This window comes from Pseudoalteromonas sp. XMcav1-K (assembly GCF_044005875.1).
Taxonomy (GTDB): domain Bacteria; phylum Pseudomonadota; class Gammaproteobacteria; order Enterobacterales; family Alteromonadaceae; genus Pseudoalteromonas; species Pseudoalteromonas spongiae.
Window position 1 is genome coordinate 13,671 of record NZ_JBIPJE010000028.1, and the last position, 18,742, is coordinate 32,412.

Annotated in this window: 13 protein-coding genes; 8 read left to right on the forward strand and 5 right to left on the reverse strand. The window is 41.5% G+C overall.

The genetic code is table 11. The features are described from left to right. Positions 1–139 precede the first annotated feature (139 nt). Positions 140–721 (reverse strand): Fe-Mn family superoxide dismutase, encoded by a 582-nt coding sequence (locus ACHSBP_RS03600; protein ID WP_010560387.1) that lies wholly within the window; start codon positions 719–721, stop codon positions 140–142. A gap of 494 nt (positions 722–1,215) precedes the next feature. Here ACHSBP_RS03600 and ACHSBP_RS03605 point away from each other — a divergent pair, with 494 nt between their 5' ends. The 4 genes from ACHSBP_RS03605 to ACHSBP_RS03620 all read left to right on the forward strand — a co-directional run bounded on the left by ACHSBP_RS03605 (position 1,216) and on the right by ACHSBP_RS03620 (position 8,887). Next, positions 1,216–1,548: a Grx4 family monothiol glutaredoxin gene (locus ACHSBP_RS03605; protein WP_010560386.1), complete on the forward strand. Its 333-nt coding sequence runs from the start codon at positions 1,216–1,218 to the stop codon at positions 1,546–1,548. 76 nt (positions 1,549–1,624) lie between these two features. After that, the gene (locus ACHSBP_RS03610; protein ID WP_395388161.1) at positions 1,625–2,524 is read left to right on the forward strand and encodes a substrate-binding periplasmic protein; all 900 of its coding nucleotides are present in this window, start codon (positions 1,625–1,627) and stop codon (positions 2,522–2,524) included. A gap of 479 nt (positions 2,525–3,003) precedes the next feature. Continuing rightward, positions 3,004–7,461 carry a glutamate synthase large subunit gene (gene gltB / locus ACHSBP_RS03615; protein ID WP_395388162.1) on the forward strand — a complete coding sequence of 1,486 codons (4,458 nt, stop codon included), beginning with the start codon at positions 3,004–3,006 and terminating at the stop codon, positions 7,459–7,461. Between the two features lie 10 nt (positions 7,462–7,471). After that, positions 7,472–8,887 (forward strand): FAD-dependent oxidoreductase, encoded by a 1,416-nt coding sequence (locus tag ACHSBP_RS03620; RefSeq protein WP_054980965.1) that lies wholly within the window; start codon positions 7,472–7,474, stop codon positions 8,885–8,887. Positions 8,888–8,984: 97 nt separating this feature from the next. Here ACHSBP_RS03620 and recN read toward each other — a convergent pair whose 3' ends face one another. From recN to nadK, 3 genes are all read right to left on the reverse strand, one after another. After that, a complete protein-coding gene (gene recN, locus ACHSBP_RS03625; protein ID WP_395388163.1) occupies positions 8,985–10,649 on the reverse strand; it encodes a DNA repair protein RecN in 1,665 nt (554 codons plus the stop codon). A gap of 163 nt (positions 10,650–10,812) precedes the next feature. Further along, the gene (locus tag ACHSBP_RS03630) at positions 10,813–11,331 is read right to left on the reverse strand and encodes a hypothetical protein (RefSeq protein ID WP_395388164.1); all 519 of its coding nucleotides are present in this window, start codon (positions 11,329–11,331) and stop codon (positions 10,813–10,815) included. A 210-nt stretch (positions 11,332–11,541) separates the two neighbouring features. After that, positions 11,542–12,420 carry an NAD(+) kinase gene (gene nadK / locus ACHSBP_RS03635; protein ID WP_395388165.1) on the reverse strand — a complete coding sequence of 293 codons (879 nt, stop codon included), beginning with the start codon at positions 12,418–12,420 and terminating at the stop codon, positions 11,542–11,544. A 71-nt stretch (positions 12,421–12,491) separates the two neighbouring features. Here nadK and ACHSBP_RS03640 point away from each other — a divergent pair, with 71 nt between their 5' ends. Together ACHSBP_RS03640 and grpE are read left to right on the forward strand one after the other, a co-directional pair. Then, positions 12,492–13,436 (forward strand): HrcA family transcriptional regulator, encoded by a 945-nt coding sequence (locus ACHSBP_RS03640; protein ID WP_395388166.1) that lies wholly within the window; start codon positions 12,492–12,494, stop codon positions 13,434–13,436. Between the two features lie 56 nt (positions 13,437–13,492). After that, positions 13,493–14,074 (forward strand): nucleotide exchange factor GrpE, encoded by a 582-nt coding sequence (gene grpE, locus ACHSBP_RS03645; RefSeq protein WP_010560378.1) that lies wholly within the window; start codon positions 13,493–13,495, stop codon positions 14,072–14,074. A 75-nt stretch (positions 14,075–14,149) separates the two neighbouring features. On the opposite strand, the gene ACHSBP_RS03650 is transcribed toward grpE, so the two are convergent. Beyond that, a complete protein-coding gene (locus ACHSBP_RS03650) occupies positions 14,150–15,328 on the reverse strand; it encodes a multidrug effflux MFS transporter (RefSeq protein WP_395388167.1) in 1,179 nt (392 codons plus the stop codon). Positions 15,329–15,531: 203 nt separating this feature from the next. Here ACHSBP_RS03650 and ACHSBP_RS03655 point away from each other — a divergent pair, with 203 nt between their 5' ends. Beyond that, entirely contained in the window at positions 15,532–16,332 is an 801-nt protein-coding gene (locus ACHSBP_RS03655) for a M48 family metallopeptidase (RefSeq protein WP_010560376.1), read from the forward strand. Positions 16,333–16,456: 124 nt separating this feature from the next. Further along, positions 16,457–18,706, forward strand: coding sequence for a response regulator (locus ACHSBP_RS03660; protein ID WP_395388168.1), 2,250 nt, complete (start codon positions 16,457–16,459; stop codon positions 18,704–18,706). Positions 18,707–18,742 lie beyond the last annotated feature (36 nt).

The following is an 18,742-nucleotide window of genomic DNA, read 5'->3' on the forward strand; positions in this document are numbered from 1 at the left end:
GAGATAAATAAAAGATATTTAAAGAAAAAACTTTACTATATTTCAGAGCGTTGAATATTATGCAATAGTCGGTGAGGAATTATGGAAAGTGCTGGGAAATGTCAGTAAAACGCATGCGTTTTACTGACAAAAATAGGAATTAAGCTAGGTTTGCGTTTGCAAATTCCCAGTTAACTAGTGCCCAGAAACCGTTTAGGTATTCAGGACGCACGTTACGGTAATCGATGTAGTAAGCGTGTTCCCAAAGGTCAACAGTGATGATTGGCGTAACACCCGCTTCAGTTAGTGGTGTAGCTGCATTTGACGTGTTAACGATGTCTAGGCTGCCGTCAGCTAGTTGTACTAACCATGTCCAGCTTGAACCAAAGTTGTTAACAGCTTTGTCGTTGAAAGCAGCTTGGAATTCAGCGAAAGAACCCCATTTTGCGTTGATTAGCTCAGCAACTTTACCTGTTGGCTCGCCACCACCGTTTGGTGAAAGGCTGTTCCAGTAGAATGTGTGGTTCCAGATTTGTGCTGCGTTGTTGAATACACCACCTTCAGAGCTACATACTACTTCTTCAAGAGTTTTGCCTTCGAAGTCAGTGCCTTCTACTAGACCATTTAGTTTTACAACGTATGTGTTGTGGTGCTTACCGTGGTGGAACTCTAGTGTTTCTTTTGAGATATGCGGCTCAAGCGCATCGATTGCATATGGTAGTGACGGTAGTTCAAAAGCCATTTTATTTCTCCGTTGGCGTTAAAAAAGCGGACAACATTTTACATGAAGATGTCCGATATAAGTGTTAAACTATACCCGAGTATTTTACTCAAGTTTTTATAAACAGCAATGCTAGAAATAATTTGCGTTTATTTTATAAACAGTTAGTTACATTTTAACTGTTATTCAACGCGTCTAGCATAGTATTAACTTAAAGAAAATTCACCTATTGTGATAGGGTGCATTTAACTTTGTTGATATTTTTTCAGCTAGGTATTTGAGCTAAGGCCTAACGCGCGATTATCGGCTCGTTTTAACCGATGTAATTGATAATTTAGTGTGTGAGATGTGCATGGTCAAATGCCTGCCAATAGATGCGAATAGGCCTATTGGCATGTTGAAAAAGAGTAACAATCGACAATGAAACTGCGCTAGTGTGCCAAATAAGGCGAGTAAATCACTCGGTTGAATTGCTAAACAAAGATAAATTACGCCAAAAGGTGTCGAGGTAGTAAATGGAAACGTTAGACAAGATTAAGCAACAGATCGCAGAAAACTCAATTCTACTTTATATGAAGGGCTCTCCAAAATTACCGAGCTGTGGTTTTTCATCTCAAGCGTCACAAGCTTTAATGGCATGTGGTGAGCAATTTGCATACGTTGATATTCTTCAAAACCCTGATATCCGTGCAGAGTTGCCAGCTTATGCAAACTGGCCTACGTTCCCACAGTTATGGGTTGAAGGTGAGCTAATTGGTGGTTGTGACATTATTGTTGAAATGTTCCAACGCGGTGAACTACAACCTTTAATCACTGAAGTAGCCGCTAAAAATAAAGAAGCAGAATAATATTACGTTAAGTAGTAATTGATTTTGTGGTATTTTTGCTAAGCTTAAATCATTAGTATGATGTTTTAAGCTTAGTATGACTTTTCAACCTTATTATATTCCTCTCGTTGTTACGCTGTTTTTATTGAGTTTAGAGAGCGTTGCAAAATCATTTGAACTTTCATATCAACATCAGCAACAAACTAAAACGATCACCGTTAATCAGCCCTCTGCCAACCGTTTTGAAATAGCTCGTGAATTACCACAGCAATTAAGCTTAGTAACGCTTGATTGGCCGCCATACATTGACCGTAATTTATGTGACAAAGGTTGGGTATTTACACTTACCGCAGCGCTATTTAATGAACTTGGGTTTGGTATTAGTGTCGAGTTTTTTCCTTGGGCTCGCTCGGTACGCATGGCTGAATTAGGGCAGGCTGATATTTTGTTTCCAGAATACTTTATAGAAGTGACCGCCCCCAGTGATGTAATAGCTAATAGCTTTAGACGCAACAATTTAGCCTTATCGACTCCTTACGCAGGCGGCTTAATTGGGCTAATGAGCCGTGAAAATTATAAAGCAAAGTATGATGGCACTTTTCAGTCAATCCAAGGGGCACGAATTGGCGTTGTAAGAGGGTATCAAAATACCCCTGAGTTTGATAAGCACCTTGATCTTGGCTTTTTTAATGCAATTCAAGCGCGCGATGATCAACAAAACCTAAAACTCTTATTGGCGAGTCGGGTAGATTACATTGTTGCTGATCCCAATGTGGTCGATTACCTATTAAGTCACGACGAGCAAGGTGACAAAAATCAAATTAAATTCATTGAACCCGCCTTTCAATATAATGATTTTTACTATGCTATAAGTAAACGCAACGCAATGTGGCAATCGCTGCAAGTTAAAATTAATGCCAAGCTATCAGAGTTTGAGCAAGGCGGAACGATTAAAACCATTCAACAAAACGCTGGAAAGTGTGCGCCCGCAAACTAGCGTCCTGCCTGATGTACAAGATAATTCAAGTTTAAAAAGTGGGTTTTCGGTTAATTGGTATTACCATGAATAAATATTCAAAATCATGAATAGCTTACGTTTACGTAAACTACAGTTGAGAGTTGTTTTTATTTACATGGTGTTAATATGATACCGGTGTCAATAAGATCCTATAACCAAGATAACCCCAGTTTAGAGGCTTTTATCGGCAAATTTGTTGAATTTATGTATAAGTGAAAAATATTCAACAACCTGAATATGTATTCACAATTTGGTTGACTCTAACCAATATCTTGGTTAATTTTGAGAATCGCGCAAGTGAACACACGGCACGTACCAACATTAGCAACCTTTGTTTCGCGTTAACAAAATCGCTATTACTTATCGAACTGTCATAAAACTTCGATACGGTCATGCCAATACTTCCGTCAATCACAACTGTTTTGTTCACTTGAGCTGTAGCAAGGGAGGAGTCCAACATGTTATATGACTCGAGATTAGAAAAAGATAATTGCGGTTTTGGCCTTATCGCGCACATTGAAGGTCAGCCGAGTCACAAATTAGTTCGCACAGCGATCACTGGGTTAGACCGAATGCAACACCGCGGTGGTATTGCAGCAGATGGTAAAACCGGCGATGGCTGTGGGTTGTTATTGCAAAAACCAGACGGTTTCTTCCGTGCTGTTGCCGCTGAAAACGATTGGCACTTAGGTAAAAACTACGCTGTTGGTATGTTATTCCTAAGTCCTGATCCAGTTATCGCAGAGCACAACAAACAGATTATTAGTGAAGAACTAGAAAAAGAAACGCTAAAACTGGTTGGTTGGCGCGATGTGCCCGTTAATCCAGCAAGTCTAGGACCGATTGCGCTAGAACAATTACCGAATTTTCAACAGGTCTTTATTTCAGCGCCAGAAGGCTGGCGTCCAAAAGATTTAGAACGCCGTTTATACATCGCACGCCGTCGCATAGAAAAACAAATTAACGATGATCATTTTTATATTGCGAGCCTATCAGGCTTAGTATCGGTGTATAAAGGCTTAATGATGCCGGCAGATTTGCCGAATTTCTACCTTGACCTAGCCGATATGCGTATGGAATCTGCTATCTGCGTTTTCCACCAACGTTTTTCTACCAATACGCAACCGCGCTGGCCGTTGGCACAACCATTTAGATACCTTGCACACAACGGTGAAATTAATACTATCGAAGGTAACCGCCAGTGGGCAAGAGCGCGCGCATATAAGTTTTCGTCACCATTACTGCCTGACTTACAAAGCGCGGCACCATTTGTAAATGAATCGGGCTCAGACAGTTCAAGCCTAGATAATATGCTAGAGCTATTCTTAGCGGGTGGTATGGATATTTTCCGAGCGATGCGCATGCTAGTGCCACCTGCATGGCAGAAAAACCGAGCGATGGATGAAGACTTACGTGCTTTTTATGATTTTAACTCAATGCACATGGAGCCTTGGGATGGTCCTGCAGGGTTAGTAATGTCGGATGGCCGATTTGCCGCGTGTAACTTAGACCGAAACGGGTTACGTCCTGCGCGTTATGTAATTACTAAAGACAATCATATTACTTTAGCGTCAGAAGTTGGTATTTGGGATTACTCTGCTGACGAGGTTAAAGAAAAAGGCCGTGTTGGGCCGGGTGAATTACTCGTTATTGATACATTGCATGGCAAAGTATGGCAATCGTGCGAAATCGATGAAGATTTGAAAAAGCGTCATACCTACAAGCAGTGGTTAACTGAAAACGTAAAACGTTTAGTACCACTAGAGGAAATTGACGAGCAAGACCTTATCGGCCAACGTGAATACGACGATGATATGCTGGCGATTTACCACAAGCAGTTTGCTTACAGTAATGAAGAACTTGACCAAGTTATTCGCCCAATGGGTAACTCAGGCCAAGAAGCAACGGGGTCAATGGGCGATGACACGCCATTTGCCGTGCTGTCGTCACAATCGCGTTTAGTGTATGACTATTTCCGTCAAAAGTTTGCGCAGGTGACAAACCCGCCAATTGATCCATTACGTGAAAATCATGTTATGTCACTGGCTACCTGTATTGGTCGTGAACAAAACGTATTTAACGAGACAACAGGCCACGCAAAACGCTTGCAGTTTTCATCGCCAGTATTGACTTACTCTGATATGAGTCAGTTGCTCTCTGCAGATCAGGCGCATTATTCATTTGCCTCATTGTCGATTAATTATGATAAAGATGACTCATTGTTATCGGCAATTGAAAACGTATGTGACCAAGCGGAAGAGTTAGCGCGTCAAGGTACGGTATTGATTGTATTAAGCGATAAGGGTTTAACGCCTGACACCTTACCGATCCCTGCTGCGATGGCGGTGGGTGCGGTGCAACGTCGTTTAGTGAGTAAGAACTTACGCTGTGATACTAACATTATTATTGAAACAGCAAGCTGTCGTGACCCACATCAATTTGCAGTATTGCTCGGCTTTGGCGCTACCGCTATCTACCCATATTTAGCGTATGAAACGCTAACACAAATGGTAGACACCGGCATCATCGAAAAATCGTATCGCGATGTGACCTTGGCGTATCGTAATGCAATTAATAAAGGTCTCTACAAAATAATGTCTAAAATGGGCATTAGTACCGTTGCTAGCTACCGTTGTTCAATGCTTTTCGAAGCAGTAGGATTAAGCGATGAAGTTGTAGACTTATGTTTCTCAGGTGTTGTTTCGCGTATTCAAGGTGCAGACTTTAACGACTTCCATCAAGATCTTATTAATTTATCGCGTAAAGCATGGATCAAGCGCAAGCCGCTCGACCACGGTGGTTTATTAAAATATGTGCATAACGGCGAGTATCACGCGTACAATCCTGATGTGATCCAAACATTACAAGTAGCCGTGCGCTCAGGTAATTATCAGGATTATCAAAAATATGCGGATTTAGTAAACACTCGTCCAGTCACTAATATTCGTGACCTGTTAAAACTGAAAACAGGGCAAACGGCTATTGATGTGAGTGAAGTGGAAGATGCAACTGAACTCTATAAGCGCTTTGACTCAGCGGCAATGAGTATTGGTGCGTTATCGCCTGAAGCACATGAAGCGCTAGCGATTGCCATGAACCGCTTAGGTGGCTGTTCAAATTCAGGTGAAGGCGGTGAAGATGTAGCTCGCTACGGCACCGAGAAGAACTCGCGCATTAAGCAAGTTGCATCGGGTAGATTTGGTGTAACGCCACACTATCTAAAAAATGCGGATGTTATTCAGATAAAAGTGGCTCAGGGTGCAAAACCTGGTGAAGGCGGGCAGTTACCGGGTGAAAAAGTGACACCGTACATTGCTAAGCTACGCTATTCAGTACCTGGCGTAACATTAATTTCGCCACCACCGCATCATGATATTTATTCAATCGAAGATTTAGCCCAGCTTATTTTTGACTTAAAGCAAGTAAACCCAGACGCCATGATTTCAGTGAAGCTAGTATCCGAACCGGGTGTAGGCACAATTGCTACTGGTGTTGCTAAAGCTTATGCTGATCTTATTACCATCGCCGGTTACGATGGTGGTACGGGCGCTTCACCATTAACCTCTGTTAAATATGCGGGTTGTCCTTGGGAGCTTGGCCTTGCAGAAACGCAACAGGCGCTGGTTGAAAATGGTTTACGTCACCGTATTCGTTTGCAAACCGATGGTGGTTTAAAAACAGGTTTAGATATTATTAAAGCGGCTATTTTAGGTGCAGAAAGCTTTGGTTTTGGCACCGGTCCTATGGTTGCACTTGGCTGTAAATACCTGCGAATTTGTCATTTAAATAACTGTGCAACAGGTGTTGCAACGCAAGACGAAACACTGCGTGCGAAGCATTATCACGGTTTACCAGAAATGGCGATGAACTACTTTAAGTTTATTGCAGAAGAAGCGCGCGAAATTATGGCGAGCTTAGGGGTAACTAAATTAGTCGATTTAATTGGCCGAACTGATCTGCTTGAAGTGCTTGAAGGCACAACAGCAAAACAAAGCAAGCTTGATTTATCGCCTGTTATTGCAAAGCCAAATAATAAGAGTGGTGAAACCTTATATTGCAGTGCGCCAAATACATCGCACTACGAAGGCAAACTTAATGAAAGTTTGTTGGCTCAAGCAAAAGAGGCAATTGAGAGCAAAACGTCTATTAAATTGCGATCTCCTATTCAAAATACCGATCGTTCAGTTGGTGCGTTGTTATCTGGCTATATTGCTGATCTTCATGGAAATCAGGGGTTAGCGGCCGATCCGATTATTATCGAATTGCAAGGTACTGCAGGCCAATCATTGGGTGTTTGGAATGCGGGCGGTCTTGAACTGCATGTAACTGGTGATGCTAACGATTATGTCGGTAAAGGCATGGCTGGCGGTAAAATTACCGTACGTCCGCCGCTTGGTTCATCGTTTAAATCACATCATGCAACAATTGCAGGTAACACCTGTTTGTATGGTGCAACTGGCGGTAAATTATTTGCTGCAGGCAGAGCGGGTGAGCGCTTTGCGGTACGTAACTCGGGTGCTATTGCGGTAGTAGAGGGACTCGGTGATAACGGCTGTGAATATATGACTGGCGGTATTGTGTGCGTGCTTGGCGATACTGGTATTAACTTTGGCGCGGGTATGACAGGTGGTTTTGCTTACGTACTTGATGAAAAAGGCGACTTTGATAAACGCATCAATACAGAGTTGGTCGAGTTAGTAGAGCTTGCAGATTTAAATATTCATCATGAACATTTACGCGGCTTAATTGGCGAGCATTTAGAAGCAACACAATCAAATCGTGCAGAGCAAATTCTTGCTGATTTTGAGTCATACATTGCGCAATTTAGATTGGTTAAGCCTAAATCGAGTGATGTGAAAGGTTTGCTTGGTCATAGAGCACGTTCAAGTGCTGAATTAAGAATACAGGCGCAATAGGAGAAGTACCATGTCACAAAACGTATATCAATTTATCGATGTGCAGCGTGTCGACCCGCGCAAAAAGCCTATTTCGTCACGTAAAAAACAGTTTGTTGAAATCTACGAACCGTTTTCTGCGAAACAAGTTGATTCGCAAGCCGATCGTTGCCTTGACTGTGGTAATCCATATTGTGAATGGAAGTGTCCTGTACACAACTACATTCCGCAATGGTTAAAACTGATCAAAGCCGGCAAAGTTATCGAAGCGGCTGAATTGTCGCATCGAACTAATAGTTTACCCGAAGTATGTGGACGCGTATGCCCACAAGACCGATTATGTGAAGGTGCATGTACGCTCAACGAGGAGTTCGGTGCGGTAACCATAGGTAATATCGAAAAGTATATTTCTGATACGGCCTTTGCGATGGGCTGGAAGCCAGATATGTCGCACGTGGTTTGGAGCGATAAGAAAGTTGCTATTATCGGCGCGGGACCTGCAGGTTTAGGTTGCGCTGATATTCTAGCGCGTAATGGTGTAAAACCTGTGGTGTTTGACCGTCATCCTGAAATTGGTGGTTTACTGACCTTCGGTATCCCATCGTTTAAATTAGAAAAATCGGTAATGGAAAACCGCCGTGAAATTTTCACGGGGATGGGCGTTGAATTTGTGCTAAATACTGAGGTTGGTAAAGACATTGCACTACAAACCATTATTGATGAATACGACGCGGTATTTTTAGCGGTGGGCACTTATCAAAATATGCGTGCAGGTCTTGAAAACGAAGATGCTGATGGTGTGTTTGATGCATTGCCATTTTTAATTGCTAATACCAATTTTCAAATGGGTTACGACGAAACACCAGAATCTTACATCAATATGCAAGGCAAACGCGTCGTTGTGTTAGGTGGTGGTGATACAGCAATGGACTGTGTGCGTACCTCAATTCGTCAAAATGCCAGTAGCGTTGTGTGTGCTTATCGTCGTGATGAAGCCAATATGCCAGGCTCAGTACGTGAAGTAAAAAATGCCAAAGAAGAGGGCGTTGAGTTTATGTTTAATGTACAACCAAAAGGGGTTGTACTTAATGACAGCGGCAAAGTAACTGGCGTAAAAATGGTTAAAACGCAGCTTGGCGAGGCTGATGAAAATGGCCGTCGTCGTGCAGAAGAAGTAGCAGGTTCTGAGCATGTTGTGCCAGCTGATGCGGTAATTATGGCGTTTGGTTTTCAGCCTCATGCAATGCCGTGGTTAAGTGAGTTTGATGTAGAGCTTGATAAATGGGGTCGCATTGTGGCACCGGAGCAAGGCGCATATACGCATCAAACATCTAATCCTAAAATCTTTGCTGGTGGCGATGCAGTAAGGGGTTCTGATTTAGTGGTTACCGCTATTTATGAGGGTCGCAACGCAGCAGAAGGCATTATGGACTATCTCGAAGTTTAGTGCTGTGTAGCCTGAATGTGGTTAAACATTTAAGGCAGCTTATAACATTAAAAAAGGTGGGCAAATGCCCACCTTTTTTGTATTTATGTTTTTTTGCTTAATGATATTGCGACAGTAATTCTGAGGCATTAGTACGGGTAATTTCACTAATATTCGTGCCACCTAATAAGCGTGCAATTTCATCAATTCGTCCCGAGTTATCGAGTACCGACATATGGGTATGCGTGTGGGTGCCATCATCGCTTTTACTGACAAAAAACTGATTATGACCACTTGATGCTACTTGCGGTAAGTGGGTTACACAAATTACCTGTGTACTATTGCCTAATTGGCGCAATAATTTGCCAACTGCTGATGCAGTTGGGCCAGAAATACCCACATCGACTTCATCAAAAATTAAGGTTGGTGTAGTCATTTTATCTGCAATGATAACTTCAATGGCAAGACTAATACGTGATAGCTCACCACCCGAGGCTACTTTCACAAGCGGTTGTAAACGTTGACCTGTGTTAGCAGCTACTTGAAAATCTATGCTGTCTAGGCCTTTGCTACTGGTTATCTCTTGTTGCTCAACCACAATGGCAAACTTTGCGTTTTCCATTGATAACATTACTAGTGACTCAGTAACTTGCTTTGATAGTTCATCTGCTGCGACTTTTCGGCTTTGCGAAAGGCGCGTTGCGACAGTTATATAATGTGTTTTAGCTTCGGCGATTTCGCTTTCTAGTGCGGCGAGACGTTCGTCACTTTGCTCAATGTTGACAAGACTTTGCTTTAGCTCAGCGTGTAAATCTGGGATTGCTTCAGGTGAAATATCGTGTTTTCTAGCCAAATCAAGTGCGCGTGCGATACGGTCATCGAGTTCTGATAACTGCGCAGGGTCCATCTCAATGCTGTCTTGATAATGGCTAAGTTCGCGCGCAGCTTCTTCTAAACTGATACCTGCTTCAAATAACAAGTCGGCGATTGGAGCCAATTTTTTATCTAAACTTGCTAACTCAGCAATTTGGTTTGCGCTCGATTGCACCATAGAGTACGCATTATAATTATCTTGTTGATAAATAATTTGCAGCTCTTTTTGTGTACCTTCAAGCAACGAATTTGCGTTACTTAGCAGCTTATGTTGCTGTTCAATTTCTTCAAACTCACCGTGCTCAAGTGAAAACTCATCTAACTCAGCCACTTGATACTCGAGCAATTGCTTTTCGGCTGCTGCTTGTTGTAGTGACTGGGTTAGCGTCGCCTTTTCTTTTTCAAGTGATTGCAGTGCGTTGTATGCTGTTTTAACGTCGTTCACAAGATCAACGTGTCCCGCAAAGCTATCGACTACCGACAACTGATAACCAGCTTTATTGAGCTGTTGGTGCGCGTGTTGGCCGTGAATTGAAATAAGCAGGCTGCCGAGAGACTTCAACTGGCCTGCAGGCACCATTACGCCGTTTATATAGGCTTTACTGCGGCCGTTTGCCGATACTACACGGCGAATTATGCATTCGCTACTATCACCTAGTTCATGCTCACTAATAAAGTGTTGTGCAGCAGGTAAGTTCTGAATATCAAACACCGCTGAAACTTGGGCTTTATCGGCGCCTTCGCGCACCATGCTGGCTTCGGCACGTTCGCCTAAACATAGCGATAGGGCGTCTATTGCGATGGATTTACCTGCGCCAGTTTCACCTGTGATAGTTGTCATACCTTGATGCCATTCAATATCAAGGTGTTCAACAATTGCAAAATTTGTTACTTGTAATGATGCTAACATAACTGATTATCCATACAGTACATTAACTGGTAATTTATACAGTAAATAAAAAATAGGCAAGTTAAAAATGAAGATATTTTATTTCGGTAGAAAAAAGGAGTAGGCAGAATTATTGAAAAGGGTTGCGCTAATGGCTTGTATTTAGCCTTTAGCGCAGATCAAATTAAATGTTTTCTTCGTGAAGTTCCGGCTCAACGTGTTCATCGGTAGATGCAGGTGTTGGCGTTATCACTTGTTGGCTTAATGAAGGCAATTGATGCCAATAAAAATCACTGTTGAATTGGTGGCCAGATGTCGGTAATTGTTCAACAAAGGCGTAAATTTGTTTGCTTAACGTTAGTTTATCGTCTGCCGATTCAAACTTTAGCAGCTCATTTTCGAGTAAGTCAGTTAGGTTACCGATGACTTGTTCATAGTGGGTAATGGTTTCATCACTTTTACGTTGCATTACAAAATAATTGTTGTTGATTTGCGATAACCCACTAATGTCTTTTGGTTTTACAATGCGTGATTTGCCATAGCTTTGCACTATTTTGCTGTAACGAGAGCTAACAACCTCGATACGTTCGCTTTGTTGTTGTTTTTCAAGTGCTAATGCTTTTTTTCGATTGTTATCTATGACTAAAAATGTCGTTAACAGTACAATTAATAAAACGGTGGTTAAAAATACTACAAACCCCACTTTTTCTTTCCTTTCAATTGATTACTCTGAATCTGACTAATTAAATTGCGTAACACACTTAGCAATAATGTTTTTGTTCGTTCTAGTTTTATCGATTTTCCAAATACAAAACAAATTTGTGCGATAAAATAGGGCTAGTGTACTCACATTTAACGATGTAATGCCTTAGTGTCCGCTAGAACTTAATTTGTTATGTTGATTTCAGGTTGATTAATATAAACGACTGCCCCAGTTTAACTTTTGGCGCAGTACATTGTAATACGAATATTTGCTTGGATGCACCATGCGCAACTGTTGTTCACTTCGTTTGATTACAATTTCATCACCTGGCAATACCGCTAACACAACATGGCTATCACAACTCACTTGTAAGTCCACATCATTCGCAGGACTCAATACCAGTTTTACTTCACTATTTGCATCCACCACGAGTGGGCGGCTTGTTAGTGTGTGCGGAAACATAGGCACCAATGAAATGGCGTTGAGTTTTGGGTTTAAAATGGGGCCGCCGCCAGAAAGACTATAGGCAGTAGAACCTGTTGGCGTTGACACAATAAGGCCGTCAGATTTTTGCGAAAATACAAACTCTCTATCAATAAAGGCTTCAAACTCAATCATGTGTGCAACTTTATTGGCATGCAGCACGGCTTCGTTAACCGCCGTATTTGAGCTTTTTAGCACTTCATGGCGATAGATTTCCACTTCCAACAAGAAGCGTTTTTCTTCACTAAATTTACCAGCCAGTACTTGCTCAAGCTCACGCTCAAAATTGTCGGGGTCAAGGTCGGTCAGAAAACCGAGATTACCTCTATTTACACCGATAACCGCAATATCAAAGCGGGCCAATACGCGAGCAGCGCCAAGCATATTGCCGTCACCACCAACCACAATCGCTAAATCACAGTTGCGGCCAATTTCAACTAACGACGCTGAATATTCTTCATCAACAATGGGTTCAGCGACACGGCTTTCAACGTAAACTTGATAACCGAGAGCCGTTAAAAAGGTATGCAGTTTGGCAAGTGTTACAGCCGCGCCTTCATGGTTCGGTTTGCCAATCAATCCTATGTTATTAAATACTTGTGCCATAAAATCGTCACTGATAAAGTCTTGCCTACAGTATATCTTGATTTTTAATCATCAGGCCATAAATAATAATCATGAAATTAAGCGCCCGTGATCAACTCATTTTTTCTGCCGTTATGGACTTATATTGCAATGGTGAAGGTACGCCAGTTGCATCAAGCCATGTGGTAAAGCAGAAACAAATTAATATTTGCAGTGCGACAGTACGCAATGCAATGGCGCGTATGGAAAAGTCGGGGCTATTGTATGCGCCTCACACCTCTTCGGGACGTGTACCTACAGAGCTAGGTTTTAGCTATTGGTTTGATGAATTTTTTCAACTTTCTGATATTGCAGACTATTGGCAACCTAGTGCGCAAAGCCTTATTGAATTTTCTCATCGCTTAAGTCAACAATATAAACTGTGTGTGTTGGTGAGTTTGCCAGAGGCGATGCAGCAACATATTTATCGTGCAGAAGTGCTCGATTTTAGTTTTGAAAACTGGCTTATTTTACTATTCGACAGGGACGGTAATAGCCAAAACATTCAGATTACTAAGCCTCGCGAAGCAAACGATGCATTACGCAATCAATTTAATGCGTGGTTAAATACTGTTTTCGCAGGGCATAACTTGGCCGAAGGGTTACGCCGCATGGCGGCGATGCGCCAAAGTGCACCAATGTTTTGTCATGGTTCACTGGGTATGTGGATTAAAGCGCTCGCTGAAAAACTGCATGTAGATAGTAGCATTGTGATTGGCAGTCACTATTTATTTGGTGCACTGTCTAGCGAGCAGTTAAATCAAATTGGCGCGCCATTTTTAGATTATGTAGAACAAAAATTAGCGATGAAAATGGGTATGTCGGTTATGTACCACGACAACTTGCCGTTTGGTGCATTGGAAGACTATTTATTACTGAGCGTGCCGTACTTTTCACAAGAGATATACCAAGGCCGTTTATGTGTGCTCTGTCCAAAGTCGGCGAAAATTGAAGCAATTATCAACGAAATATCGATTAATTGCGCTATTAGCTCTTGAAAGGCGTTTATCAATCCCCATAATTAGCATCAGTTGTAAGATTTCGGAGAGTATCAATGTCTGAGCAAAATAATCAGCCAGAGCAAGAAGCAGAAGTACAGGAAACCCTTGACCAAGTAGCAGAAGAGCTACAAGGTGGTGAAGAGCTAAGCGCAGAAGCGGAAATTGCAGTATTAAATGCAGAGCTTGAAGCAGCGAAGCAAACAATTGAAGAGCAAAAAGACAGTGTAGTACGTGCTGCCGCAGAAGTTGAAAACATGCGTCGTCGCACAGCGCAAGATGTTGAAAAAGCGCACAAGTTTGCCCTTGAAAAATTCGCCAATGAACTACTACCTGTGCTTGATAACTTAGAGCGCGCGATTGAGTTTGCTGACAAAGAAAACGAACACATTAAGCCGGTTATCGAAGGTGTTGAGATGACGGCAAAAAGCTTTGTTGATGCCGTAGCAAAGTTTGGTGTTGAAGTGGTTGCGCCACAAGGCGAAACGTTTAACCCTGAATTCCATCAAGCAATGTCAATTCAGCCATCTGCTGATGTTGCACCAAACACTGTTATTGCAGTAATGCAAAAAGGTTACCTATTAAATGGTCGTTTGCTTCGTCCAGCAATGGTAATGGTGTCTAAAGCTGCTGAATAATAGCGCTTAAGAATGCAAAAAAGCTGTAACCTTGGTTACAGCTTTTTTTGTGCCTGTTGTATTGAATAACAGGTATTAATGGCCGAACTTTAACTGCTTTAATTGGCAGATTAAAATACCGCTTACTGCCATTGCCATAGCAACCGCAAACCCGATGCTTGGTGGCAATGGAATAAACGCTAAAATTGGGCCAGCAAAGGCGCCACTGCCAAAGCGTAAAGTACCTATCACTGCGGTAGCTGTTCCAGACTTCTTCTTGAAATTGATTAAAATCAGCGCGTCGGCGTTGGTTGCCATAATGCCTAAACTCATCATCAGCGGCGCAATAAAAGCGGCAACCAAATATACATTATGCGTAAATACACTGACTAAAATAAGGCACGTTACCGCAATAAAACTAATAGCTAAGCCAATATTGAGCATTTTACGTGAGCCAAATTTAGGTACTAGCCGGGTATTAATAAAGTTACCTAACATCAACGCCAATACATTAAATGCAAATAACACCCCAAATAGTGTTTCATTCACCTTAAAGTGTGCCATATAAATTGCTGATACTTTAGTTAAAAAGCAAAAGAATGCGAACGAGGCGAGCATGGAAATAACAATATCAAATCGTGCTTTTTTGTTTGTAAGCACGATACGATAGTTTGAAAAAAATAGCGCCAAACCTTTAATTTTACTCGGGTGGATAGGCACTTCTCGCAAATAAAAATAAGCTAATACAAAGAGCACGCTGGCATAAATCGTCAATGCATAAAATATCGCGTGCCAATGCCAAGTGATCATTAAAACACTGCCGATACTTGGTGCGAGCAGGGGAGCTAACATCATAATCATCGACACGTAAGACATGCCTTTCGCTGTATTTTCTTGATACATATAGCGAATAATACCAGGTACGACGACGGTGACAGCAGAGCCAAAAAATGCTTGTGCAAAGCGTAAAACAATAAATGTATCAATAGACTGTGTTACGGTTAGCAAAAAAGAGCATAAGCTAAAGCCTAGCAAGCCAAAGAGCGCGAACAAGCGCCTGCCTTTTTGATCAATAAGCGGCCCAAATAACATCATACCTATGGCATAGCCGGCTAAATAACTACTTAAAGAGAGTTGGACTTGCGCCATATCAGTGTTGAAGTAGCTTGATATTGCAACAAAAGCTGGTAAGTACAGGTCAATTGCTAATGGCGTTGTTGCGACGAGCGCCGATAGCAGAGGTAAGATGGATTTAGATAACGTTTTTTCAGTCACAGAAATACTTATTCAGGGTATCGGGGAACCCTATTTTACGTGTAAAATACTTGATTTGATACACCAGATCCGATTAAGCGCTTTGCTAAATTGTAGGTTTATTGTTAAAAATAAATTAGCTTACCAATTCAGGGCTTTGTGATGGTAAATATTGCAAAATCAATATTTGTTAAACAGCGCTAAACGACATTAGGGAAAACGTAATGAAATTATCTCATGTATTGCTCTCACTTTCAGTGGCTGCCACGCTGGTTGGGTGTAAATCGAGTCCAACAGGGCGCACACAAATTGCCATGTATTCTGAAGCGGAAATGAACCAGCTTGGCAAACAAAGCTTTGTTCAAATGAAAAAGCAGCAACCAATTAATACCGATGCCAAAATCAATCGTTATGTGCAATGCGTTGCTGATAACGTTATTTCAGTGCTTCCTGCAAAATACGCAAATCAACAATGGGAAGTGGTGGTATTTGAAGAACCATCTGCAAACGCATTTGCGCTTCCTGGCGGTAAAATAGGTGTGCATACGGGGCTATTAAAAGTAGCACAAGGGCAAGACCAATTAGCAACAGTACTTGGCCACGAAGTTGGGCACGTAATTGCCGAGCATTCAAATGAACGTATGACTGCAGCCGGTATTAAACAGGCAACATTGCAAGTTGCAGACGCGTATAGTCGTTCGCAAGGAAACCGTTTACATAATGAAACTATGATGGCGTTAGGTGTAGGTGCTGAATATTTAGGCATGATGCCGTTTAGTCGCATGCATGAAAGCGAAGCCGATAAAATAGGCTTAGACTTGATGGCAAAAGCGGGATTTAATCCAAAGCAGTCAGTTGAATTATGGCGTAATATGGCGGCAAATAATAACGGTGCACCACCGGAATTTTTATCAACGCACCCATCATCAGATACCCGTATTAGTGATTTGCGTAGCTGGATGCCAGATGCGATGGCATTACACAATCAAGCAAAAGCACAAAATAAGCGCCCTCACTGCGAATAACGCAGCTTTTTTCTAATTGAGTAAATTGATTTTTACTCAATTAGAAATTCAAATTAAAAGTTTAAAAAAACGTCAGCTTGGTCTACATTTATAAATAAGAATAATTATAATTTAATGTAGTCCGTTGAAACTGAAAAACCCCTTAGCAAAACAACTGCTTGTTGGTATTTTACTCACTAGCTCTGTGTTAACGTTAATGATCACCAGCGCCATTTTATGGATGGACTACAAGCGCGATCTCAGCGTGATCGATCAAGGTTTTCAGCAAATTGAAAAAAGCCACTTACCTTCGGTTACCAATGCGCTTTGGGCCGAAGATGAGAAACAGCTTGAATTACTATTACAGGGTATTAGCGAACTTCCTAACGTATCGTCAGTAACGATTTGGCAAGATAATGCCAACCGTCTTACCGTTAATAAAACGCAAACCAAATACGCTAAAAGTAAATCTTGGGCTATTGATTACCGATTTAATCGCACTAAATACCATTTGGGCGAACTGATTGTAGTAATGGATATGTCTGGGGTGTATGGCTATCTCACAGACAAAGTCGTGGTAACTTTGCTTACTCAAGGTGCAAAAACCTTTATTGTATCTATGATTATTTTCACCTTAGTGCATTTATTAGTAACCCGTCATTTAAATCATTTAGCGTATTCTATGAGCCACGTGAATATGTCGGCACCTAAAAAATTTAGACTTGACCGAAAACAAGCGTGCGATGACGAAATTAATCGTCTTGTTGTAGAATTTAACGCCATGATGGCAGCGTTGTCTAAATCATTCGGCGATCTTAAAAAGCAAAAACAAGCAGAGCAGAATGCAAATAAGCTTAAAGGTGAATACCTCGCTAATATCAGTATGGAAGTAAAAACGCCAATGAATGGGCTTTTGGGCATGGCGCATTTGTTGTCAGAAACCAAGCTTGATCACCGCCAACATAGTTACGTTAGTGTTATTCAAAAAAGCGCATTCAATATGCTTGAGCTACTAAATGGTATTTTAGATTACTCCAAAATTGAACACAGCCAACTTGCGCTCGACCAACATATTTTCGATATTCACGCCTTAATTCGTGAGATTTTTCAAGAGTGTGAGTTGAGAGCGAAAGAGAAAAACCTGCACTTAGTCACCTATGTTGACCCCGCTATAAATAGCTATTTAGTCGGTGACTCGGTGCGTTTAAAGCAAGTTATTTGTAATCTTGTAAACAAGGCAATTAAATATTCTGATCGTGGCGATATTTCGATTAATGTTGATGCTGAAGTAACGACGGGCTTGTCAGAGCTTACAATTAGTGTACGTGATAACGGTCAAGGCATTGATGAAACCGTGTTAGCACAGTTAAATAATCCGAAAGCAAAAGCTAATAAGGGCAATTCCTTAAATGCGCTTGGCTTAACAATTGCCCAAAACTTGGTAACGCTAATGGGTGGCACATTTACGGTGAACTCAAAAGCGGGGCTTGGCACAGATGTTAGATTTACCTTAGCACTGCCAACGAGTACATTAATTGAAAATCACCTTGATGATGAGGGACTACTTGTAAATAAACGTGTCTTAATTTTAGACAGTAAGTTGTTTTTAGCGCGTTATTTAAGTGAACTGTTTGCACAATGGCAGATGCAAGTCACCCACGTACAAGACGCAGAAATTGCCCTGAATTATATGCTGGGGGATGACTTACAGTTTGCTGGATTCGATTTTGTATTGTTGTCACACAATGAGCTTGAAAATCAATTGGTTAGCTTTTATGAAAAAATTAACCGTCACAGATTCAACCGACCAGCAAATTTAATCGTATTTGGTGATGAAATTGCGGATGTAGATGTCAGCAGAGTGACGAACATCGGCTATAACCAAGTATGGCAACTACCAAAGCACCCAAGTGATATTAAATCGGCCTTGGTCAATAACATTAAACAGAGTAACGATGTGGTTACGCCACAAGAAACCGTGCCGTTAACCGTGTTAATAGCTGATGACGCACCGATTAGCCAACGCGTTCTTAGCGCGATTTTAATGAACCGTGGCGATAATGTGATTGTCGCAGCTGATGGTGAAGAGGCGGTAGCACTGTGGCAGCAGCATCAGCATGAAATAGATATTATTTTAATGGATTGTGCTATGCCTAAAATGAGTGGCTATGAAGCCGCTCAAACAATACGTATGCAAGAGTCCGGCGATAAAATAGGCGTACCGATAATTGCGGTTACGTCGAGTGACCGTGAAGATGAGTACAACTATTGTAAAACGTTTGGAATTGATGAAGTGTTATTTAAACCGTTTTTACCTGTTGAGCTGTTGGATGTATTATCGCAATTTAAACTGCATATTGAAGAACATAAAGCGTTCAATAATTTGAAAAATTAGTCAGGGTTCAAAATAGTTTTAAATTGATATTTTGGT